The organism is uncultured Rothia sp. (genome assembly GCF_963507905.1).
GTDB lineage: Bacteria > Actinomycetota > Actinomycetes > Actinomycetales > Micrococcaceae > Rothia.
Genome location: NZ_CAUOUU010000005.1, coordinates 114546 through 138140, shown reverse-complemented (window position 1 = coordinate 138140; position 23595 = coordinate 114546). Strand labels below are relative to the sequence as shown.

18 protein-coding genes and 1 pseudogene are annotated in these 23595 nt (G+C 60.9%); 15 read left to right on the top strand and 4 right to left on the bottom strand.

Annotated features, from left to right (window positions below; all coding sequences use genetic code 11):
• Positions 1-78: 78 nt before the first annotated feature.
• From murG to nrdR, 13 genes and pseudogenes are all read left to right on the top strand, one after another.
• Positions 79-1179: an undecaprenyldiphospho-muramoylpentapeptide beta-N-acetylglucosaminyltransferase gene (murG, locus tag RQ593_RS05015; RefSeq protein ID WP_311449973.1), complete on the top strand. Its 1101-nt coding sequence runs from the start codon at positions 79-81 to the stop codon at positions 1177-1179.
• Positions 1179-2678 carry a UDP-N-acetylmuramate--L-alanine ligase gene (gene murC, locus RQ593_RS05010; RefSeq protein WP_311449972.1) on the top strand — a complete coding sequence of 500 codons (1500 nt, stop codon included), beginning with the start codon at positions 1179-1181 and terminating at the stop codon, positions 2676-2678. The genes murG and murC overlap by 1 nt, the downstream gene beginning before the upstream one ends.
• 9 nt (positions 2679-2687) lie before the next feature.
• Entirely contained in the window at positions 2688-4286 is a 1599-nt protein-coding gene (locus tag RQ593_RS05005) for a cell division protein FtsQ/DivIB (RefSeq protein WP_311449971.1), read from the top strand.
• Between the two features lie 196 nt (positions 4287-4482).
• Complete coding sequence (gene ftsZ / locus RQ593_RS05000; protein WP_303979189.1) at positions 4483-5667, top strand: cell division protein FtsZ; 1185 nt, start codon at positions 4483-4485, stop codon at positions 5665-5667.
• Between the two features lie 148 nt (positions 5668-5815).
• Positions 5816-6664: a polyphenol oxidase family protein gene (locus tag RQ593_RS04995; protein WP_311449970.1), complete on the top strand. Its 849-nt coding sequence runs from the start codon at positions 5816-5818 to the stop codon at positions 6662-6664.
• A 21-nt stretch (positions 6665-6685) separates the two neighbouring features.
• Entirely contained in the window at positions 6686-7522 is an 837-nt protein-coding gene (locus tag RQ593_RS04990; RefSeq protein ID WP_311449969.1) for a YggS family pyridoxal phosphate-dependent enzyme, read from the top strand.
• 716 nt (positions 7523-8238) lie between these two features.
• A pseudogene (locus RQ593_RS04985) lies at positions 8239-8550 on the top strand (cell division protein SepF); the annotation flags it as partial.
• 10 nt (positions 8551-8560) lie between these two features.
• Entirely contained in the window at positions 8561-8860 is a 300-nt protein-coding gene (locus RQ593_RS04980) for a YggT family protein (RefSeq protein ID WP_294643073.1), read from the top strand.
• Positions 8861-9289: 429 nt separating this feature from the next.
• Entirely contained in the window at positions 9290-9829 is a 540-nt protein-coding gene (locus tag RQ593_RS04975) for a DivIVA domain-containing protein (RefSeq protein ID WP_049345219.1), read from the top strand.
• 310 nt (positions 9830-10139) lie between these two features.
• Positions 10140-10775: a signal peptidase II gene (lspA, locus tag RQ593_RS04970; protein WP_311449968.1), complete on the top strand. Its 636-nt coding sequence runs from the start codon at positions 10140-10142 to the stop codon at positions 10773-10775.
• Between the two features lie 98 nt (positions 10776-10873).
• On the top strand, positions 10874-11860 hold the full coding sequence (locus RQ593_RS04965; protein WP_311449967.1) for an RluA family pseudouridine synthase: 987 nt from the start codon (positions 10874-10876) through the stop codon (positions 11858-11860).
• A 93-nt stretch (positions 11861-11953) separates the two neighbouring features.
• Positions 11954-15496 carry a DNA polymerase III subunit alpha gene (gene dnaE, locus RQ593_RS04960; RefSeq protein WP_311449966.1) on the top strand — a complete coding sequence of 1181 codons (3543 nt, stop codon included), beginning with the start codon at positions 11954-11956 and terminating at the stop codon, positions 15494-15496.
• A 195-nt stretch (positions 15497-15691) separates the two neighbouring features.
• The gene (nrdR, locus tag RQ593_RS04955) at positions 15692-16147 is read left to right on the top strand and encodes a transcriptional regulator NrdR (protein WP_005506525.1); all 456 of its coding nucleotides are present in this window, start codon (positions 15692-15694) and stop codon (positions 16145-16147) included.
• 154 nt (positions 16148-16301) lie between these two features.
• On the opposite strand, the gene ppgK is transcribed toward nrdR, so the two are convergent.
• Positions 16302-17153: a polyphosphate--glucose phosphotransferase gene (gene ppgK / locus RQ593_RS04950; RefSeq protein WP_311449965.1), complete on the bottom strand. Its 852-nt coding sequence runs from the start codon at positions 17151-17153 to the stop codon at positions 16302-16304.
• 132 nt (positions 17154-17285) lie between these two features.
• Positions 17286-18197 (bottom strand): type I methionyl aminopeptidase, encoded by a 912-nt coding sequence (map, locus tag RQ593_RS04945; protein ID WP_304193225.1) that lies wholly within the window; start codon positions 18195-18197, stop codon positions 17286-17288.
• Between the two features lie 258 nt (positions 18198-18455).
• Here map and RQ593_RS04940 point away from each other — a divergent pair, with 258 nt between their 5' ends.
• A complete protein-coding gene (locus RQ593_RS04940) occupies positions 18456-18713 on the top strand; it encodes a hypothetical protein (RefSeq protein ID WP_397545897.1) in 258 nt (85 codons plus the stop codon).
• Between the two features lie 154 nt (positions 18714-18867).
• Here the strand turns inward: RQ593_RS04940 and panB are convergent, their stop codons facing one another.
• Positions 18868-19782: a 3-methyl-2-oxobutanoate hydroxymethyltransferase gene (gene panB, locus RQ593_RS04935; RefSeq protein WP_311449964.1), complete on the bottom strand. Its 915-nt coding sequence runs from the start codon at positions 19780-19782 to the stop codon at positions 18868-18870.
• Between the two features lie 53 nt (positions 19783-19835).
• The gene (locus RQ593_RS04930) at positions 19836-21665 is read right to left on the bottom strand and encodes a geranylgeranyl pyrophosphate synthase (RefSeq protein ID WP_311449963.1); all 1830 of its coding nucleotides are present in this window, start codon (positions 21663-21665) and stop codon (positions 19836-19838) included.
• A gap of 542 nt (positions 21666-22207) precedes the next feature.
• Here RQ593_RS04930 and glnA point away from each other — a divergent pair.
• Positions 22208-23548 carry a type I glutamate--ammonia ligase gene (gene glnA / locus RQ593_RS04925; protein WP_049354867.1) on the top strand — a complete coding sequence of 447 codons (1341 nt, stop codon included), beginning with the start codon at positions 22208-22210 and terminating at the stop codon, positions 23546-23548.
• Positions 23549-23595: the final 47 nt, after the last annotated feature.

Below are 23595 nucleotides of genomic sequence, written 5' to 3'. Positions count from 1 at the left end.
CTCAATGGCGGGGGCGCTCTTTTGAACAGATGCGATAGCGTAAAATGATGCTGTACCGATGTGTTGGGAGAAAGACCTATGACGAAGAAGGCGCCCTCTATAGTCTTCGCCGGTGGTGGCACCGCCGGTCATATTAATCCGATGCTCGCGATTGCGCGTGCGGTTCGTGATCTTGAACCGAACGCTAAGATTCTGATGCTGGGCACTGCGGACAAGATGGAAGCCGAGCTGGTTCCGGCAGCTGGTTTCGATATTGAGTTCATTCCTCGTGCGGCGTTCCCTCGTAGCATTAACCGTGCCGCCTTGGCTTTCCCCGCTAAGTTCTTTGGTGGCCTGTCGAAGACCCGCCGCATCCTCAAGGAAGTAGATGCAGATGTGGTCGTTGGCGTGGGCGGCTACGTGTGCCCGCCGGCGTATTTGTCGGCGTTGATGGCTAAGATTCCCGTGGTGATTCATGAGGCGAACGCGAAGCCCGGTTTGGCGAACCGCCTGGGTGGCACGTTCGCTAAGTTCACCGGTGTGGCGTTCCCTAATACTCCGTTCCCGCGCGCGACCCTGGTGGGTATGCCGATGAAGGATGAAATTGCATACCTGAACCGTGAGGCGCACCGTTCGAAGGCTCGCCGTAACCTGGGTCTGGACCCGCAGAAGCCGACCGTGATTGTGACCGGTGGTTCGTTGGGCGCGCAGAGCCTGAACAATGCGGTGGCGGCGTGCCGTGACCACTTTGCGGAGTGGGACTTCCAGATTCTGCATATTACCGGTAAGGGTAAGGCTGTTCTGGATGAGAATGGTGAGCTGTTGAGCGCGCCGAATTACCGTCAGATTGAGTTTAGCAACGGCATGCAGGATGTGTACGCTGCCGCTGATCTTCTGCTGGTGCGTTCGGGTGCGGCGACCGTCAGTGAGGTTGCTGCGGTGGGTGTTCCCGCGATTTTTGTGCCGCTTCCCATTGGTAATGGCGAGCAGGCTCTGAATGCTCGTTCTCTGGTGGAGGCGTCTGCGGCTCTGCTGGTGAAGGATGCAGAGGTCACCGGTGAGTGGTTTGCCCGTGAGATTCCGGCTCTTATGGCGAACCCGGAGGAGCTGGAGCGTATGGGCGCTGCGGCGTATGAACTTGGTATCCGTGACGCGGCGCGCGTTATGGCTGAAGCAGTATTGAAGGCAGCTGAGAAGTAATGACTGAATTGATGAATCTTGAGATGGTGTTGCCGGCACCGCTGAACCCGCCGTTCCCTGAGCGTGCGAAGATGAGCGAGCTGGGTCGTGTGCACTTCATTGGTATTGGTGGCGCGGGTATGAGCGCTATTGCCGCTCTGATGCTGCAGGCTGGTGTGACGGTGAGCGGTTCTGACCGTGCCGAGTCGGCTGCTGTTGAGTCTTTGCGTGCTGCGGGTGCTCGTGTGGGTGTTCCTCAGCAGGCTGAGAACATTGTGGACGTTGATACCGTGGTAATTTCTACCGCGATTCGTGAGGATAACCCGGAGCTTGCTGCCGCTCGCGCGCAGGGTCTGCGTGTACTGCATCGTTCTGAGGCGCTTGCCGCTGTGATGGGTGAGTCTCAGGTGGTTGCTGTTGCCGGTACTCACGGTAAGAGCACGACCAGCTCCATGATTTCTGTGATGTTTGATCAGCTGGGTGCGGAGCCTTCCTTTGCGGTGGGTACTGTGATTGCTGGTCGCGGCACCAACGCTCACCTGGGTGCTCAGGGCCCGGAGTCGATTTTTGTGGCTGAGGCTGATGAATCGGACGGCTCGTTTGTGCGTTACCGCCCGGCTATTGCTGTGGTGACAAATGTTGAGCCGGACCACCTGGACTTCTACGAGACGGACGAGCGTGTCTTTGAGGCGTTCAACCGTTTTGTGGGCTCGCTGGCACCTAACGGTGTTGTGGTGACCTGCGCTGATGATGAGGGCGCGGCGACTTTGGCGGCTCGTTCTCGTGCGGCGGGTGTGCCCGTGGTGACCTACGGTGAGTCTGAGGATGCTGACCTGCGCATTAGCGAGATTACCAGCGCTGGTTCTTCCTCATCGTCGCACCTGTCCTGGTCTTTTGAGTGCCGCGGAGTGCGTTATGAGGGTGAGCAGGATCTTGCTCTGAAGGTGCCCGGTATCCATAACCAGCTGAACGCTTCGGCTGCTTTTATCTCGGCGCTCATTTCTGGTTACGAGGCTGCCGATATTGTTCGTGCGCTGGCTGAGTTTGTGGGCGCTGACCGCCGCTTCACCCTGCGCGGTGAGGTTGCTGGCGTGAAGGTCTTCGATGATTATGCGCACCACCCGACCGAGGTGTTCCGTGCCCTGGAGACCGGCCGTACCGTGGCTGATGGCCATAACCTGTACGTGATTTTCCAGCCGCACCTGTTCTCTCGTACTCGTGAGTTCGCGAAGGAGTTTGCGGAGGCTCTGTCGATGGCTGACCGCGCTCATGTGCTGGATATTTACCCGGCTCGTGAGCTGCCGATTGAGGGCGTGACCAGTGAGCTGATTACCGGTGCTGGTTTCTCTGAGGTTCGTTACGCTACCGCTGAGGGCGCGATTGAGGATATTGTGGCCTGCGCTCAGGCCGGCGATATTGTGATGACTGTTGGTGCTGGTGACGTGACCGCTTTGGGTGCGCGTCTGCTGGAGTCCCTGCAGGTCCGTCACGGTGGCGAGTCGAAGAAGTCGGAGGCTTAGGCTGTGCCGATGAGTTCTGGTCTCTCTTCGGAGGGGCATTCCTCCTCGCGCGCGCCGAAGGCCCCGCGTTCGCGTGCTCGTCTGCGTGCCCAGCAGGCACCTGAGAATGTGCAGACTGAGGCGGTACAGGCTAAGTCCGTGCAGGCTCAGGTAGCTCAGCCTCAGGCGGCAAAGACCGTAGAGGCTGCCGAATCTGTAAAACCTGCAGCATCCGCTCAGCCTGCCTCTTCTGGGGTATCTGCCGGCTCTGCCGCTACTCAGCCTTCGAGCTCTGTGCGGCACATGCCGCGTAAGCCTGTGGTGCATAAGGCTTCCGCTCAGCACGGTACTGATTCTTCAGCTTCCAAGAGCGCTGCGGCGGTTCATTCTTCGGCGCAGTCTTTGAAGGATTCGGTGCGTTCGGCGCTGATGACCGGTCGTACCGTGTCTGAGGTTGAGCACGCTCCCGAGCTGTTTGATGTTGAGGCGTTTGAGGATTCTTCGTCTAAGACTGCATCTTCTAAGACTGCATCTGCTCAGGTCGCGTCCTCGCAGTCGGAGAAGAGCGTAGGCAAGGATAGCGATAAGGGGTCTGACAAGAAGTCAGTGCCCACCGCTGGCAAGGCGTCTGCCGATTCTGCTGAATCTCGCGAAGAGTCTGCCGCTCCGAAGGCTGAAGAAAACGCCGACAAGAGCGCCGATAAGGCGGGGGAGAAGGCTGCTGAAGAGCCTCGACCCGCGAGCCGTTTTGGTCGTTGGCGTGCTGAGCGTGAGCAGCAGCGTGCCGCGGAGATTGAGAAAGAGCGCGAGCGTGCGAGCCGTCAGGCTCAGCGTGAGCGTCTGCGTCAGGATCCGGGCCTGGACGGTCTGCGTGCTGAGGAGCGCCCCCGTAAGGAGCGTGCGCCTCTGACTCGTGCCCGTAAGCTGCTGTACACTGCCTCGGCGCTGGCTATTATTGCGGTGCTGTACGTGGTGCTGGTCTTCTTCTCGCCCCTGCTGGCGACTGAAAAGATTACGGTGCGCGGCGCATCCCTGCTGGAAACCAGTCAGGTGGAGCAGAAGCTGGAGCCTCTGCGCGGTGTTCCGCTCACTCGCATTGACGAGAAGAAGGTGCGTGAGCTGATTGGGCAGGATAATGTGATTCGTAGTGTGCAGGTGGAGAGCCGCCCGCCGCATGAGCTGGTGGTGACTCTGAAGGAGCGTACCGCGGTTGCGGTTGTGAAGCAGGGCGATACGTACCATACTGTTGATAGTGATGGTGTGAGCCTGCTGGAGTCGGCGACTCAGCCCGATACGTCGGTGCCGCTGGTGCGTTTCAGCGGTGATGACCCGAAGACTTCGGCTGAGTTTCGCACTATTTCTACCGCGCTTTCGGCGATGCCCTCTGAGCTTCTAGCTCAGGTTAAGGAAGCCGGCGCCACCTCAACCTCAAGTATCACTCTAACCTTGAGGGATAATACTACGGTGCAGTGGGGAACCGCTGAAGAGAGCGAGTTGAAGGCTAAGGTCCTTCTCTCCCTGCGCCAGGCTATTGCCAAGCGTGCTCAGGAGGAGAATTCTTCCGAGGCACAGACGCAGAAGGTGACCGTCTATGACGTGTCTGCCCCGCGCGTACCGGTGACCCGTTAGGGGAACCAATCAGGCGCTTTATCCTCCCTTTTTGTGTGAAATACACAAAAAGAGGGGGTAATTGCGCTGTGTGACTAGGAACCGACAAAAACAGTTTGGTATCCTAGCAGATAAAGTCATTCTTTAGAGGAAACCTTCAGGCTTAGATTAAGCTGCGGGTCTTCCGAAGCTGGAACACGGAACAATCGAGGAATACATGGACGCTGGAACTCCCCAGAACTACTTGGCAGTCATCAAGGTCGTTGGTATCGGCGGCGGTGGCGTCAACGCAGTCAACCGCATGATTGAGGTTGGTCTGCGCGGCGTTGAGTTCATTGCTATCAACACTGACGCTCAGGCTCTGCTGATGTCCGATGCAGACGTTAAGCTGGACGTTGGTCGTGAGCTGACCCGCGGTCTTGGCGCGGGCGCAAACCCCGAGGTTGGCCGTCAGGCAGCCGAGGATCACGCGCAGGAAATTGAGGAAGTCCTCAAGGGCGCAGACATGGTCTTCGTGACCGCAGGTGAGGGCGGTGGCACCGGTACCGGTGGCGCACCCGTCGTGGCACGTATTGCCCGCTCCCTCGGCGCTCTGACCATTGGTGTGGTGACCCGCCCCTTCACCTTCGAAGGCCGCCGCCGCTCCAACCAGGCTGAGACCGGTATCGCCGCTCTGCGCGATGAGGTTGATACCCTGATCGTTATTCCGAACGACCGACTGCTGTCGATTTCGGATCGCAACGTCTCCATGCTGGACGCATTCAAGTCCGCTGACCAGGTTCTGCTCTCCGGTGTGCAGGGCATTACCGACCTGATCACCACCCCCGGCCTGATCAACCTTGACTTCGCTGACGTTAAGTCCGTCATGCAGGGTGCAGGTTCGGCTCTGATGGGTATCGGCTCGGCATCCGGTGAGGACCGCGCAGTGAAGGCAGCTGAGCTGGCTATTGCATCGCCGCTGCTGGAAGCATCCATCGACGGTGCACACGGCGTTCTGCTGTCCATTCAGGGTGGCTCTGACCTGGGTCTGTTCGAGATCAACGAGGCTGCACGCCTGGTTCAGGAAGTTGCTCACCCCGACGCAAACATCATCTTCGGTGCGGTTATTGACGACGCACTGGGCGATGAGGCTCGCGTGACCGTGATCGCTGCTGGCTTCGACGCAGTGAACCCGGAGACCAACTCCAACGCTTCCACCGCTGCAGTTACCCAGGCTCAGCGCACCCAGGCATCCTTCGGCGGTTCCACCGCTGCTCCGGCTGCTAACGGCTACGGCTACAACGCACCCGCTGCTGCTCCGGCTTCCACCGGCGCTGCTGGCTTCGACGTTGACCTTCCCCCGGTTGTGGAGGAAGCTCCGGCTCGCCGCGACACCCTGGACGTCCCTGACTTCCTGAAGTAGTCTGCCCGGCTGTGAACGCCTAAGCGTTGCACGGCTGAGAGTCTTATGAAGCTATAGGGGAGCTGAGAAACACGCACATTGTGCTGTTCTCGGCTCCCCTTTGCTATACCCGCCGTTATACCCGCTGACGTCTGATAAGGAATAGAAGATGAGCGATAATCCCACAACTTCGCTACTTGCCTCTGCCGATACCCTCACCCTGGGCCCCTGGCGTGTGCGGGTGGGCTTCACCTCCCGCGCGGCGGGCAACCTGGGCCTGCACGTGGACGATGAGCTCGGCGGCGGTAGGGATGCCTCCATGGTGCGCACCCTCAATCACCGTGCTGCCCTGGAGGAGGCGCTGGGCACTGATCCGTTCTTCTACCTGAACCAGGTGCACGGTGTGCAGATTGCTTACCCGGAAGATTACGCGGTGGAATCCTACGCGCCCGGCGCCCTGCAGGAGCGTACGGTTGAGCGTGCCCGTGCGGTGCTGGAGAATTCCCCGGTCGCCGATGCCGCTATCAGCTGTGAGGGCGTGCCCCTGGCGATTATGGTGGCGGACTGCATCCCCGTGGTGCTGGTGGGTGAGCGGGGCGCGAACTGGCAACCGATTCTGGCGGTGGCTCACGCGGGTCGCCGCGGCCTGCTCGACGGCGTACTCCAGCAGACCGTGACTCGGATGCGTCAGCTCGGCGCGGAGAAAATTACGGCGTGGCTGGGTCCGAGCATTTGCGGTAGCTGCTACGAGGTGCCCGAGGCGATGCGCACCGAGTCCACCGAACTGATTCCGCAGGTGCATTCGGTGACCAGCCAGCAGACCCCCGGCCTGGATCTGCCCGCCGGTGCCCGCGCCGTACTGGAAGAGGCAGGCGTGCAGGTGAACATGGACTGTGCGCAGTGCACGTTTGAGGAGCCGACGGTGTATTCGCATCGCGGGTTTACGAACCGCGGTGAGAAGCCGGGCCGTATTGCGGGTCTGGTGTGGATTGAGAAGGCGGCGGAGCCTGCCGCGTAGAGGCGCTGAAGGAGAGAAAAGATGCCTGAAATGAATGTAGAAGAACAGAACCTGCACTACGCTCCCGAACGCGCCGAGCAGCTGCTGCAGAACTACCGCCGCGTGCTTGAGCGTATCCGCGCCGCGGAGCAGGATCACAGCGCCGTGCGTACCGAGGCGAGCGCCCCGGTGCAGCTGGTGACGGTCACGAAGTTCTTCCCCGCCTCCGACGCGGCGGCACTACTGGACGGGGGAGTGACCCTCTTCGGTGAGAACCGCGACCAGGAGGCGAGCGCGAAGGCTCGTGAGCTTGCCGCCTACTGCGCCCAGCGTGAGGTGCAGCCCCCGCACTGGGCGTTTATCGGTCAGCTGCAGACGAATAAGGCGAAGTCTGTGGTCAAGTACGCCTCCAGCGTGCATTCGGTGGACCGCCCCTCCCTGGCGGACGCGCTGGCGAAGGCGTACGCGAACCAGCTGGCACGCTTCGAGGCGGGGGAGGCACCCGCACCCGCGGCGGCGCAGCAGGGCGCGCTGACCTGCCTGGTGCAGGTGTCCCTAGCGGAGGTCGCGACCGCTGGCCACGCTGCCGAGGGCGCACGCGGTGGTACGAGCGCCTCCGAGCTGCTGGAGCTGGTGGAGCGCATCGAGAACCACGAGCATCTGCGCTGCGGTGGCGTGATGGCGGTGGCGCCGCTGGGCATGGACCCGGATGAGGCCTTTGAGAAGCTCTACGGGCTGGCGTCGCTGGTGCGTGAGCAGGTTCCGCACGCGACCGAGATTTCCGCCGGCATGAGCGGGGATTTGGAGGCGGCGGTGCGTTGGGGCTCGACCTGTGTGCGCGTGGGTAGCGACATCATGGGTAAGCGCCTGGCGGCATAATCATCGGTGCCCTTGACCGCCTGCGCGGGGTGGGCGCTGGTAATATATACATGCCGGTGCATGGCGTACCGTTACGCACACACCTTCTGATGACGCACTACGGCAGAACCTGTACACCACCAACGTGAAAGAACAGCGAGAGAATCATGGCGAAACAAAGCCGTCTGGCGGGTTTCCTCGGCCTGGAACGATACCAGGACGCTGAGAGGACGCCGGAAGAATCCCCGCAGGCTGTGCAGGCTGACTCCCGCAAGGAGGCAAGCGCCTCCGCAGGGCAGGCTGCTACAGCGCAGAAGACCGACAGCTCTCACAGGCTCTCAGCACTGCCCGGCTCGGCACAGTACAGCGTTGCCGAGTCGCAGAGCGAAACCTACCATCTGCAGGACGAACCCGCCTATACTGAACAGGAAGAGTACCTGCAGGCTGATAGCTACGATGACGGTACAGAAACCGAGTATCTGGACGCAGAAGAATCTGCCGACGGACGAGCAACCGTAGATGCAGCGGCATACGCCACCGCTCATACACCTGAAACCACAGCTGATCTGGCGGACACCGAGCAGACTTGGGACGATGCCAGCGCAGACAATTGGGAGGACACCCCGGTGCCGAATACCGAATACACCGAGCAGTACGCCGAGACGTACTCCAACGACGGCTACTACGACCAGGGCTACGAGCCCGAAGAAACCAACGGATACACCTACGGTTACGAGGAAGAAGAGGACGAATTGCGTCGCATCACCACTATCCACCCCCGCTCCTACAATGACGCAAAGATCATTGGTGAGGCATTCCGCGAGAACATCCCCGTGATTATGAACGTGGAAGAAATGCCTGACGCAGACGCAAAGCGCCTGGTGGACTTCGCATCTGGTCTGGCATTCGCGCTGGAGGGCCGCATTGAGCGCGTCACCGCTAAGGTGTTCCTGCTGACCCCCTCCAACCTGGAGGTTCTGGGCGTGGCTAACTCTGAGGTTCCCGCCGGCTTTGAGACCGACGGCGAATTCCCCTTCGACCAGGGCTAAGGACTGATAGATGGGTTATATTTTCGCCCTCATTACGATCGTTGTCTACGTTCTCTACATTGCGATGCTACTGCGCATGCTCTTTGACTGGGTGCGCATGTTCGCACCGGAGTGGCGCCCCAAGGGCATTGTGTTGCTCTTCGCCAGCGGTGTGTACGCGGTGACTGACTGGCCGATGAACCAGCTGCGCCGCCTGATCCCGCCGGTTCGTGTGGGTAACGTTGCGCTGGACACCGGCTTCCTGATTCTGATTGTTGTGTTGTCGCTGCTGCTGAGCATCATGATGCGGTTGACCGCGGCCTTCTCGTAGGCGACTGCCTCGCTCAGAGGCGACAGCTTGGGAATAAGAGACGATAGATAAGAAACGACAGACCCCCGCCTGACTGACCCGTTCACGGGTTGATGCAGAGCGGGGGTTTTCTGCGCCTGTCTTCTCGAAAACCACCTCGAAATGCACCGCAGGGCAGAAAACCTAAGGGCGATAGCGGGGACTAGGGCAGATATTAGACGTGGTGAATCCCACCCTTGCGCCGAGCGAATATTTTACTGTTCAACCGATGTAAAAACCGGTGCAGAACCCAAAGAATAGTAAAATTGGTGCCAACGACTGCATTGCGGTATAGCCATGCCCTGAACCGTCGGGACCCTGAATTATCGGGGTCACGAGCTATCTGGCTGGTGAATCCGCGGCACCCAACTTCACCACCAAACCCCGTAGGGATACCTAGAGGAGAAGCCCATGGCAATCACCCCTGAAGACCTGATCACTAAGAGCTTCAAGATCGTGACCGAAGAGTCCGGTTACGACCGCAACGAGGTCGACGACTTCCTGGACGAGCTCGTTGTCGAACTGCGCGCACTCTACTCCGAGCGTGATGCCCTGGAGCGTCAGGTTGAGCAGCTCTCTGCAAACGCACCCGATTCCCCCGCAGCGGCTGTAGCACCCGCACAGTCCTCCGCGGCATCGGCTGCACCTCAGGATGCGGCGGCACTGCTCGCCATGGCACAGAAGGTTCACGACGACTACGTGGCACAGGGCGAGAAGGCTAAGGCTGAACTGCTCGAAGAGGCAGAGAGGAAGGCAGACGCTATGGTGAGCGAAGCTCAGCAGCAGCGCGAAGAGGTTCTCTCTCGCCTCACCGATGAGAAGGAAGAGCTGGAGATCGCTGTTGAGGCTCTGCGCGGCTTCGAGAGCCGCTACCGCTCCAAGCTGCTACAGCACCTGGACGCACAGGTTCAGGAGCTGAAGAACCTCAAGTCCATCGAGGCTTCCGCATAAATCAGCGTGCCAGAATAAAAGCTAACGACGCTTTGAGGCGTATGCCGCCCGGCTTCTTTCTCTTCACCGCTATTCACCGGGGAAGATCGAGAGAACCGGGCGGTATTCTCATGCCCGCCCGGTATGACCTGAGAACCCCCAAGAACCCCCCAGAACCCAGCGTGCGAAGCGGGGGAGGGCGCCGGCGGAATCACCACCGAATACTCGATGCACTACCCCGATTTGCTAAGCTAGAGGGGCACTATCGAACGCGAGCGGACCCTGCCTCCGTATCGTAGGCGCAGCAACCGGCACAGACTAGAGGAGAGCTATGACCAACACCCCCAAGACTGCTGAATCCTCAGTCGCACAGGCAACCGATAACGCCGCCGAGAAAACTGCTGGACGCCGCGTGCGCATCCTCTCTGGCCGTTCCGCGGGTATTCTCGCGCTCGTGCTCGCCGCCGTCGTGTTCGCTATTGATCAGGGCACCAAATACCTGGTCGTTACCCAGATGCAGTTGGGGGAGCGCATCACCGTCATTGACGGGCTTCTGTGGTGGTACTCGATCCGTAACTCCGGCGCCGCATTCAGCATGGGCGAGAACGTCACCTGGGTCTTCACACTTGTGATGGTCGTTGCCGCCGCCGTGGTGCTCTACCTGCTGCGCCGCACCCGTGCGCTGTCCTGGGCCCTCGCGCTGGGCGGTCTGCTCGGCGGTATCTGCGGCAACCTTTTCGACCGTCTCTTCCGTGAGCCCGGCTTCGGTTCCGGCCACGTGGTCGATTTTATTTCCGTGCCGAACTTCGCGATTTTCAATATTGCAGACTCCGCAATCTGCGTGTGCATGGCGTTCATCGTGCTGCTGAACTTCAAGGGTCTGAACCTCAACGGCACCCGCGTGCAGGCGCCCGCTGACGAAACCCCGGCAGATGGCGCCCCGGCTGGCGACAAGAACACCAAGTAGCCGCCCTGACGGATTACCCCTATAGACTTTCGCACACAGACACCCCTTTACACACATACAGCCCAGACAACAGCAAACACCACCCGAAGGAGAGCCGCATGAGCGAAACCACCAACGCCGCCGAAGAATCGGCACGCATCCGCGCCGAATTCACCGTTGAAGGCGCGCTTGCCGGTATGCGCCTGGACGCCGCGCTCGCCGGTGCCCTCGACGCGCCGCGCACTCGCACCTCCGGGTGGATTCGTGACGGCCACGTGAGCGTGACCAACAACGGCAAGACCGTGAAAATCGGCAAATCCTACAAGCTGTCCGCAGGGGACGAGGTCGTCGTGGATGCCCCCGCACCGCGCGATCTGGCGGACATCCGCCCCGAGAAGGTGGACGGCTTCCGCATCGTGCACCTGGACGAGGACATCGTTGTGGTGGATAAGCCCGCAGGCGTGGCGGCACATCCCTCGCCGGGCTGGCACGGCCCCACCGTCATCTCCGCGCTCATGGGCGAGGGCATTTCGGTTGCTACCTCCGGTGCGGCAGAACGCCAGGGCATCGTGCACCGCCTGGACGTGGGCACCAGCGGCCTGATGGTCGTAGCCCGCAGCGAACGCGCCTACACCGAACTCAAGCGAGCCTTCAAGGAACGCACCGTGGACAAGGTCTACCACACCCTCGTGCAAGGCCTGCCCGACCCGCTGCGCGGCACCATTGATGCACCCATCGGCCGCCACCCCGGCAACGAATGGAAGTTCGCCGTGGTCGAAGACGGACGCAACTCCATCACCCACTACGATGTGCTCGAAGCCTTCGGCCCCGCATCGCTGGTGGAGGTGCACCTGGAAACCGGACGCACCCACCAGATTCGTGTGCACTTCTCCGCGCTGCGCCACCCCTGCTGCGGCGACCTGACCTACGGTGCTGACCCGCGCTTTAGCGCCGAACTGGGTCTGACCCGCCAGTGGCTGCACGCGCACCGCCTGGGCTTCGACCACCCCGGCACCGGCGAGCGCGTGACCTTCACCAGCGAGTACCCGCTCGACCTGTCCTACGCGCTGACCGCTCTGCGCGAGGGTAAGGTTCAGCTCGGCTAGACACAGCTCGGCTAGCTATAGCCGCCCGCGGGCCGCCGCACACAGCATCACATTCACCGCCCATCCTCCAGCCCACACCTCCAGGAGATTCCCGTGGCAACCAAAGAATTTACGCACCTGCACGTGCACACCGAGTACTCCATGCTCGACGGTGCCGCGCGCCTGGGTGACCTGTTCACCCACGCTAAAGAACTCGGCATGAAGTCCATGGCGACCAGTGACCACGGCTTCCTCTTTGGTGCCTTCGACTTCTGGAAGCAGGCTAAAGCGCACGACATCAAGCCCATCATTGGCGTGGAGGCGTACCTGACCCCCGGCACGCACCGCACCGACCGTTCGCGTGTGCGCTGGGGCGACGGCTCCCGCGACGACGTCTCCGGCGGTGGCGCGTACACCCACATGACCATGTGGGCTGAAACCACCGAGGGCATGCACAACCTGTTCCGTGCCTCCTCGATTGCGTCGCTGGAAGGTCAGCTGTACAAGCCGCGTATGGACCGTGAGGTGCTGCAGACCTACTCGAAGGGCCTGATTGCCACCACCGGCTGCCCCTCCGGTGAGGTTCAGACGCGCCTGCGCTTGGGCCAGTTCGATGAGGCAGTCAAGGCGGCCAGCGAATTCCGCGATATTTTTGGCAAGGACAACTTCTACTGCGAGGTCATGGATCACGGCCTGGACATTGAACGCAACGTCCAGGAGGATCTGCACCGCCTCGCCAAGAAGCTGAACCTGCCCTTCGTCGCAACCAATGACCTGCACTACACCCGCCAGGAAGACCACACCGCCCACGCGGCGCTGCTGTGCGTGCAGTCCGGCTCGACCCTCACCGACCCCAAACGCTTCAAATTCGACGCGGATAACTTCTACCTGCGCTCGGCAGAAGAAATGTACGCCCTGTTCGGCGACATTCCCGGCGCGTGTGAGAACACCCTCGAAATCGCTGAACGCTGCAACGTGGAGTTCAACACCAAGGCGAACTACATGCCGAACTTCCCCGTGCCCGAGGGCGAAAACGAGGAATCCTGGTTCGTGAAGGAGGTAGAGAAAGGCCTGCACTACCGCTTCCCGCAGGGCGTTCCCGACACCGTGCGCAAGCAGGCAGAGTACGAGGTGGGGGTTATTACCTCCATGGGCTTCCCCGGCTACTTCCTCGTGGTCGCCGACTTCATCAACTGGGCGAAGCGCAACGGTATTCGCGTGGGCCCCGGCCGTGGCTCCGGTGCAGGCTCCATGGTCGCGTACGCGATGCGTATTACCGACCTGAACCCGCTCGACCACGACCTGATCTTTGAGCGATTCCTCAACCCCGACCGCGTCTCCATGCCCGACTTCGATGTGGACTTTGACGATCGTCGCCGCGGCGAAGTCATCGACTACGTGACCGAAAAGTACGGTGAAGAGAAGGTCGCACAGATCGTCACCTTCGGCACCATTAAGGCGAAGCAGGCGCTCAAGGATGCCTCCCGCGTGATGGACCAGCCGTACTCGGTCGGTGAGCGCCTCACCAAGGCGATGCCGCCGGACGTCATGGGTAAGAACATCGCCCTGGCGAACGTGTACAACGAAGAGGATAAGCGTTACGCCGAGGCGGCAGATTTGCGCGCCCTCATTGAAGACCCGGTCGATAAAATCTACGGCCAGGTGTTTGAAACCGCGAAGGGCCTGGAGGGTCTGAAGCGTCAGTGGGGTGTGCACGCTGCGGGCGTGATTATGTCCAGCAAGGACCTCATCGACGTAATCCCCGTGATGCGCCGCGAGGCCGATGGCCAGGTCATCACCCAGTTCGATTACCCCACCTGTGAGGGCTTGGGCCTGATCAAGATGGACTTCTTGGGTCTGCGTAACCTCACCATCATCTCTGATGCGGTGGAGAACATTAAGACTAACCGAGGCATTGACCTGGACCTTGAATCTCTCTCGCTGGATGACCCTGAATCGTACCGTCTGCTGGCGCGCGGCGACACCCTCGGCGTGTTCCAGCTCGATGGCGGCCCGATGCGCTCGCTACTCAAGCTCATGGAGCCCGAGGAGTTCGAGCATATTTCGGCAGTGTTGGCGCTGTACCGTCCGGGCCCGATGGGTGCGAACTCGCACACCAACTACGCTCTGCGTAAGAACGGTAAGCAGGAGATCGAGCCGATTCACCCCGAGCTGGAAGAGCCGCTGAAGGACATTCTGGACACCACCTACGGCCTGATTGTGTATCAGGAGCAGGTGATGGCGATTGCTCAGAAGGTCGCGAACTACACTCTGGGTGAGGCAGACCTTCTGCGCCGTGCGATGGGTAAGAAGAAGAAGGCGGAGCTGGATAAGCAGTACGCTACCTTCCATGACGGCATGATTTCTAACGGCTACTCTGAGGGCGCTGTTAAGGCGCTCTGGGATATTCTGCTGCCGTTCTCTGACTACGCGTTCAACAAGGCGCACACGGCCGCGTACGGTCTGGTGTCCTACTGGACGGCGTACCTGAAGGCGCACTACCCGCAGGAGTACATGGCTGCGCTGCTGACCAGCGTGGGCGATAACAAGGACAAGCTCGCGCTGTACCTGAACGAGTGCCGCGCCATGGGCATTACCGTGCTCGCACCGGATGTGAACGAGTCCACCCTGACCTTCGCCCCTGTCGGTGACGATATCCGCTTCGGTATGGGCGCAATCCGTAACGTGGGCGCGAACGTGGTCGAAGGCATGATTGCCGCCCGCGAGGAGAAGGGCCGCTACGAGTCCTTCAACGACTTCCTGAAGAAGGTACCGCTGCAGGTGTGCAATAAGCGCACCATCGAATCGCTCATTAAGGCGGGCGCTTTCGACGACCTGGGCCACACGCGCCGTTCGCTGTCCCTCATTCACGAGGCGGCAGTGGACGCGGCCGTGGCGGTCAAGCGTAAGGAAGCGGCGGGTCAGTTCGACCTCTTCGGCTCCCTCGGCATGGATGACGCCCTGGGCGATGAACTGACCGTGACCATTCCTGATGTTCCTGAATGGGACCGCCGCGAGAAGCTGAACTTTGAGCGTGACATGCTGGGCCTGTACGTTTCGGACCACCCGCTGCGCGGCCTGGAGCGTGCCCTCTCGGACGCGGCAAGCCATTCGGTGCACGACATCATCGGTGAAGACTCGCACGTGCGCGACGGCGAAACCGTCACCATTGCGGGTATGCTCACCGGCGTTTCGCGCCGTATCGCCAAGTCCAGCGGTAACCAGTACGCCTCCGTGGAGCTGGAAGACCCCTCGGGCGCAACCATTACGGTCATGTTCTTCTCCCGCGCCTACGAGACGATGGGCGCCGCCCTGGCGGACGACCTCATCTGCTCGATTCGTGGCCGCGTGCAGCGCCGCGACGACGGCAGCGTGAACATGAGCGCGCAGGAACTGCAGATCCTGGAAATCAGCGATGACGGCCGCGCCGCCCCCATCACCATCGTGGTACCCGAGTACCTGGTGACTGAGGCGAACCTGAAGGAGCTGAAGGAGACCCTACGCGACCACAAGGGCACCGCGGATGTGCGCATGCTCGTGCGTACCCGCGATAAGGAGCAGCTGGTGCTGCTGGACCCGAGCGTGCGCGTGGAACCGAACCCGAGCCTCTTCGGTGAAATCAAGACGATTTTCGGCCCGAGCTGCATTCGACGCTAATAACGCACGCTAATAACGCACGCTAACAACGCCCCGTGAGGGGAATGACAGGGTGGATTCTGCATAGCAGAGTCCACCCTGAGCGTATATTCACTCACAACATACGGCGTCTGCGCTGTATATCACGGTAGAATAGGTATAAATATTCTTGAGCGCTGTATACACGGGCGCTAGCGCCCAGCCAAGGAGAAACGAATGTACTGCCCCTATTGCAAGCACACCGACTCGCGCGTGGTGGATTCCCGCACCACCGATGACGGCGCCGCAATTCGCCGCCGCCGCCAGTGCACCTCCTGCGCTCGCCGCTTCACGACCGTTGAAACCACCACCATTTCGGTGATTAAACGTTCCGGCGTGACCGAGCCCTTTGACCGTTCGAAGATTGCCGCCGGCGTGCGTAAGGCATGCCAGGGCCGCCCCGTGGGTGAGGACGATTTGGCGAAGCTCGCCCAGGAAGTTGAGGAGCTGATTCGTGCCCGCGGTCTGGCGGAGATTAACGCGCACGAGGTGGGCCTGACCATCCTGGAGCCGCTGTCGAAGCTGGACGCGGTCGCCTACCTGCGTTTTGCGAGCGTGTACCAGGCCTTTGAGAACCTTGAAGACTTTGAGGAGGCGATTGCGCGTCTGCGTGAGGACCGCATCGCCCAGTAGCTAACTACAACCGGTAGCCGCTATAGACGAGCGGCGGCATGCAGAAGGGACCGCCTTTCCGGATTATTCGGAAAGGCGGTCCCTTTCAGTTGCTTTTAGGCTTTATGCTTCGCCGCGGCGCTGACGCGGCCGCGGGTAAAGCGGGAAGCAGCTCTTACGCTTCGCCGCGGCGCTGACGCTCGGGCAGCATGCCGCCAGCCCACAGTGCCGCACCGACGATACCCGCGTTGTTACGCAGGGCAGCCATGACCATGGGGGTGCGAATCTGATCTTCAAAGTAGGGCATGAACTTCTCCGGGTTCTTGGAGATGCCGCCGCCGATGATGAACAGGTCGGGGGAGAAGAGCATCTGGACGTGCTCGAAGTAGCGGTACAGGCGCTTGCCGTACTTCTTCCAGGACAGCTCGTGCACCTCGCGGGCACGAGCGGAAGCCTGAGACTCGGCGTTGTGGCCGTCAAGCTCCAGGTGACCCAGCTCGGTGTTCGGGATCAGCTTACCGTCGTTGATGAGGGCGGAGCCGATGCCGGTGCCCAGGGTGATGACAGCGATCAGGCCGTCACGGTTACGGCCCTGACCGTAGGTTGCCTCAGCCAGGCCGGCTGCGTCAGCGTCGTTGAGGCCGTAGACGGTGCGGCCGCCCAGCGCCTCGCTCATGACCTGCTCCAGGTCGGTGTTAATCCAGGAGTCGTCCACGTTCGCTGCGGAGAAGACCATGCCGTTCTTCACCACTGCGGGGAAGTCGATGCCGACAGCGGACTCGGGGTCCGGTGCCAGGTCGCGGCCCTGCAGCTCATCAACTACGCGGCGTACAACCTCAGCCACAGCGGCGGGGGTTGCGGGCTTGGGGGTGTCGATGCGGAAGCGGTCGGACACGAGGTTACCGGTGCGCAGGTCAACGATGCCGCCCTTAATGCCGGTGCCTCCAATGTCCACACCAATCTGCAGGTCCTTGGGGGTGGGTGCGGGCAGCTCGGTGATGACGCCGGGTTCTGCGTAATCGCTCATGGTTTTCTCTCTTTCGCCCCGCCTACTGCCGTGTAACTGGGGGAGCGGGCGGGTTTGTTAGTGGGTGAACTGATATAAAAGTGAGGTGCTGGGCTCGTACCTGCAAGGGTAGGAAACCCAGAGGTCTGCGCTTTAGGGCAGGGTGAGGATGTCCGCGCCGTCAGCGGTCACCACGAGGGTGTGCTCGAACTGTGCGGTGCGCTTACGGTCGCGGGTGACAACGGTCCAGTCATCGTCCCACAGGTCCCATTCGATGGTGCCGAGGGTCAGCATGGGCTCGATGGTGAAAATCATGCCCTCACGGATCTCGGTGTCGTAGGCGGGCGCCGCATCGTAGTGGGGGATGATGAGGCCCGAGTGGAACTCACGACCCACACCGTGACCGGTGTAGTCACGAACCACACCGTAACCGAAACGTGCCGCATACTTCTCAATGACGCGACCAATCACGTTGATCTGGCGGCCCGGCTTCACAGCCTTAATCGCACGGTTCAGGGACTCCTCGGTGCGCTCAACCAGCAGGCGGGACTCTTCGTCCACGTTGCCGATGAGCAGGGTCTTGTTGGTGTCGCCGTGCATGCCGTCCAGGTATGCGGTGACGTCCAGGTTGAGGATGTCGCCGTCCTCCAGCACGGTGGAGTCCGGGATACCGTGGCAGATGACCTCGTTCAGGGAGGTGCACACGGACTTGGGGTAGCCGCGGTAATCCACGGTGGAGGGGTACGCGCCGTGGTCGCAAATGTACTCGTGGACCAGCACGTCAATCTCGTCGGTGGTGGTGCCGGGCACGCAAATCTTGGATGCTTCAACGATGGCGCCTGCCGCGACCTTGCCGGCTGCGCGAACCCGCTCAACTTCCTCGGGGGTGTACATGTTCGAGTCGTTACCCTCGTTGGCGGTGGGCTTACCCACGTACTCGGGGCGAACAATGTGCGAGGGGACCGGGCGCATGGGAGTGACGCGTCCGGGGGTCAGACAACCGACGGGTGCGCGACCGGGCTCTGCGGGAAGATTATGCGAAGTATTCGTTTTGGTTGAAGACATAGTTTCATCTTACCGGGCGCGGGCGGGTTGTGTCCCTTGCGGGAGCGCTAAAAAGCGGCGGATACATAAGCCGTACCTTTTTCCCAGATTGTGAATAAAATTTCATGCACGCGAGCGGTAAAAGTGTGCGGGGTGGAAGGCAGGGACAGAAGACCGGGAGGGGAGGAGGACCGTGAGAAGCCCCGCCTGCCACATTGCCACGAACCCCTGCGCGTGAGAAGCTAGAAACACCAACCCCTCACCATCGAAGGAGAACCCATGAGTGAGAAGAAAAACCGCCTGAGCGAAGCCATCGAATCGGCGGTCGAAAAGACCCTGAACTCGGCGACCGAAGCCACCAGCCCGCATCCCGATGAGTACTGGTACAACCTCAAAACCGGCGAGGTTGAGCACGGCCAGCAGAGCGCCGTCACCTCCCTGTGGGGCCCCTTCAAAACCTACGAGGAGGCGGCACACGCCATGGAGCGCGCCCGCGAACGCAACGAAGCCTGGGACAAGGACAGCAACTGGAGCTAAAGATTCAATGCTCCCGGCGTTGTTTAAGGCTACCGACGCCACAAAAATTTGAGATACAGAAGACCCCCGCACCCGGAAGCACCGGGTACGGGGGTCTTTCTTCATCAAGCTTTTTTCTCAGGCTTTCTGCATAAGCCTTTTCTCAGCCTAAAGCCTACTCAAAGGTGTGCTCAGCCGCCGGGAACTCACCCGAACGAACCTGCTCACGATAAGCACGCGCAGCGTCCTCCATGACCTGGCCAACCTGCGCAAACTGCTTCACAAAACGCGGCACGCGACCGGAACGAACACCCATCATGTCCTGCCACACCAGCACCTGACCGGTCGTCACATTCGAGGCACCAATACCGATAGTCGGCACAGCACCGATTGCCTCATCCACCAGCTGCGCGGCCTGGGTGGTTACCATCTCCATGAGCACGCAGAACGCGCCAGCCTCAGCCAGTGCCACCGCATCCTCACGAACACGCTCAGACGCATCGCCGCGGCCCTGCACACGGAAACCGCCCAGGGCATGCTCCGCCTGCGGGGTGAAACCAACATGCGCCACCACCGGAATACCGGTACGCACCAGGGCACGAACCCACTCGGTCATCGAAGCATCCGCCTCAATCTTGACCGCGTGCGCGCCGCCCTCCTTCATCAGACGAACAGCGCTCGCCACCGCCTGCTGCGGGGACTGCTCATACGAACCAAACGGCAAATCGGCAACCACCATGGCGCGGGAAGCACCGCGAGAAACCGCCGCAACCAGCGGAATCATCTCATCCAGGGTAATGGTCAGGGTCGACTCGTAACCGAGCACCACATTCGCCGCGGAATCGCCCACCAACAGCATATCGATGCCCGCGCGATCAAAAATCTGCGCGGTCAAGGCGTCATAGCAGGTCAGCATGGAGAATTTCTGCCCGGTCGCCTTAGCCTGCGCCAGGTGAACGGTACGCACCTTCTTGACGGTGTCCAGGTCAAAAGCCTTCGATGCGTTAGCAGAAGCGGGAGCAGCCGCGGAGGTAGCGGCAGGCTGTGCCGCGTAGGGCGAAGAGATCTCGGAAGAACGCTCAGTAGTCATGCTGACTATTCTAACCCTGCACGGTACCAACCTGGCGTATCGCTCACCCGACCCTAGTTCCAGATGAGGTTAATGTAGTAGGTCGGGAACGACGCAGCGGCGTTCTTATTCATCAGCTCCGGAATGGCGGACGAAGCATCCTCAAACTCACGCGGCAAATCGCGCTGAATGAGCGCCTGCTGCACCAGCGCATCCCAGTAGAGCTGGATGATTGAGTAGGTGCAGACTTCCTTCACGACGTCCTCCGCGTAGGACTCCCACGCTGTCTTCGCCGCATCATCAGAGCCGAAGAAACCCTCATAACCCTGAGACAGGCCCGTATCGCAGGCGCTCACCGCGTTCTTCGCGTACTGCAGCCAATAGCTACGGCTCAGCTCATCGGTGGTGTTGAACGTAAACGCCTCATAGTCTGCCTTCAGCAGGGCGTACGACGCCTGAATAGAACCGGCAAGCGGGGCGTGCGAAGAGAAGACAATAACGTCCAGAAGAGCAGCGATGTACTCCATCTGCACCTTCTCGTACGCGATACCGGAGGGCTGAGCCGGGCCGGAATGCATCTGCACCAGGGCCTCCACCGCGTTCATAAAACGCTCAATGTCGGCGGTCGCCTTCACCATCAGATTCAGCAGACGCTGAACACACTGATAATCCTCAGCGATCTGCGAGAACAAACCATAGGGCAGGATGCCGCGCTCAGAAGCCGCCGCCGCCAGAATCTGGCTCGTCAACCGCTGGCTTTCTGCCTCAGCCTTCGCCACAGTCGCCTGCAGGGCACCGCAATACGCCAGGGCGCGGCCATCCACCAGCTGAGGCTGTTGCTGATGCAAGGGCAGAAGACGCTCATGAATCTGACGGAAAATCGCGCTCTGCGCCAGAGCCTTCTTGCCCAGCTCCTCAGTCTTCAACAGCACGGTATCCGCCGAGAAATCACGTGGAACAAAACGGCGCGCATCCTTAGCAGTAAACGGCGAATAGGGGCGACCCATCACCGGCTGCAACAGTGACATTGTGGTAAACAGCGAAAAACGAGCCGCAACCGGGTACAGCGAATCCGGGTAGTTCGGCGCATCCGGTGCGTTGACACGCTCCGTGCACAGAGTCAACCAGGTCTGCTCCACCGCGCGATCAGACGTTATGCCAACACCCATACCCAGGATGCTCTCACCGAACGCCTCCGAAGGAAGCTTGCCGGGGTTCATGGCACGCGCCTGCATGAGCGCCACAGCCAGCTCCACCGTATAGTTCGTGCGGCGCTTCTTGCCCGCCTCGTCAAGGTTCTGGAATGGACGCACACCCGCAATCTTCTGACCGCGCGCCAGCGTATGCAGCTCCTTGCTCATCGCGAACTGCTGCGGGTTACGCTGCATCATCTTCGACACCTCGTAGGCGCTCTTACGGTTCAGCTTCTCACGGCGCTGAGCACCCTCAGCGGAGAGAGAATCATACTTGCCGCGCGTTGCGTGCACATACCAGGCACGAATCAGCTGCAGCGGCAGGAAGAAGAACGCGAACTTCCACGACCACGTGAAGAGCAGAATCGGAATGACCGCAATCGACCCCACACGACCCGTATAACCGAGCCAAAGAAGCTCCACAAACGCACCCACCACAGCAAAGAGCGCCACGGTGCGAGTCCTAAACGCCACGCGGGAGGGGCGGTCCAGCAGGTAGGTCGCGCCGCCCGACTTGTTGTTCCTCATGACCAGCGGACCAAACGCCGCAATCGCCATAATGCACGCCAGGTAGACAATACAGAAAACAACCGGCGCCGCAATAAGCAGCAGCCACTCTAAACCGGTAGGATCAGCGGCAACAATGCTGGTCGCCAACGGAAGCTGCGCCAGCGGAAACTGCACAGTCGAGAGAAGAATGGAATGTAGCATACCCCCATTATTGCAAGGCGACCCCGAACACGCCCCGCGAACCGTCATATGCCGGACTATCTGAGCACAAATAGATAGGCACAGATAGACAGACACAGATAGGGATGCGCAGGTAGGGAGTAACCACCCGACCGTAGCGAAAGCGGGGGAGCGGTCACCCTCCCTCCCCCCCCGGAGCCGCCCAGAATCTGAGCTACCGCGGCGCACAATCGAGAGCACACAAGCGAGAATTTACACAAACGAAACCTCCCACCCGCCCGCCACACAGCAGAACCCGATAGGCTAGATAACAACAGGACACACGCCGGGGCAAGGAGGCGCCAGCACCGCTGGCACGCCGCCCGCCGCAACCCCCCCCCTGGAATCCCCTGGAATCCCCTGGAATCCCCTGGAATCTTCTAGAACCCATGGGACATGCAGGGTCTTCCGCAGCAGGGCCTTTCGCAACAGGGTCTTCCGCGCCTCGGCAGCAAATTTAGCGCGCCTCCGCCACCCACAGACGGGTACCACGCGGATGCGCGCCCGCACCGAGAGGGCAACTCATGGACCGCCAACAGGAATTCGTACTGCGCACCATCGAAGAGCGCGACATCCGCTTCATCCGCCTCTGGTTCACCGACGTGGTCGGCACCCTCAAATCCGTTGCGCTCGCACCGGCTGAAGTAGAAAGCGCCTTCGATGAGGGCTTGGGCTTTGACGGCTCCTCGATTGAGGGTTTCTCCCGCATCTACGAATCCGACATGCTGCTGCAGCCGGACCCCTCCACCTTCCAGATTCTGCCCTGGCGCGGCGAGGAAGACTACACCTCCCGCATGTTCTGTGACGTGCTCACCCCCGACGGCGAGATCAGCGCCTCCGACACCCGCGGTGTGCTCAAGCGCGTGCTCAACAAGGCTGCGGAGATGGGCTTCACCTGCTACACCTCGCCCGAAATTGAGTTCTACCTGCTCGAATCCTCCAAGCTCGGCGCTGACGGATTCCCCGTGCCCGTGGACCACGAATCCTACTTCGACCACACCCCCGGCGGCATCGTGCAGGACTTCCGCCGCAAGGCAGTGACCATGCTCGAAGAGGTCGGTATCTCCGTCGAATTCAGCCATCACGAAACCGGCCCCGGCCAGAACGAAATCGACCTGCGCCACGCCGACGCCCTGCAGACCGCCGACAACGTCATGACCTTCCGCACCGTCATCAAGGAAGTCGCTTACTCGCTCGGCATGTACGCAACCTTCATGCCCAAGCCCTTCACCAAGTACGCCGGCAGCGGCATGCACACCCACTTCTCCCTCTTCGAAGGCGACACCAACGCATTCTTCGAAGCCGGCGCCGAATACCAGCTGTCCAAGACCGCACGCCACTTCATCGCCGGTGTGCTCAAGCACGCCCCCGAATTCACCTCGGTCACCAACCAGTTCATCAACTCCTACAAGCGCCTCTGGGGCGGCGGCGAGGCGCCCTCCTACGTCTCCTGGGGCCACAACAACCGCTCCGCACTCGTGCGCGTGCCCCTGTACAAGCCCAACAAGATGCAGTCCGCCCGCATCGAGTACCGCGGCCTGGACTCGGCATCGAACCCCTACCTTGCCTACGCGGTGATTCTTGCCGCCGGTCTGAAGGGCATCGAAAACGAGTACCCGCTCATGCCCGCCGTGACCGAGGACCTCGCCGCCATGACCAACGCCGAACGCCGCGCGATGGGCTACAACCCGCTACCCGCATCCCTGCGTGAAGCTATTAACATCACCGAGGAATCCGAGTTCATGGCGGAGGTTCTGGGCGAGCAGGTCTTCGAGCAGTTCCTGCGCAATAAGCGCGCCGACTGGGACCAGTATCAGGCTCAGGTGACCCCCTACGAGCTCAAGCACAACCTCGGAATCCTCTAATCGCTGGATTCTCTAGCCTCCTCGCATGATGAGTGACCGTTGACAGC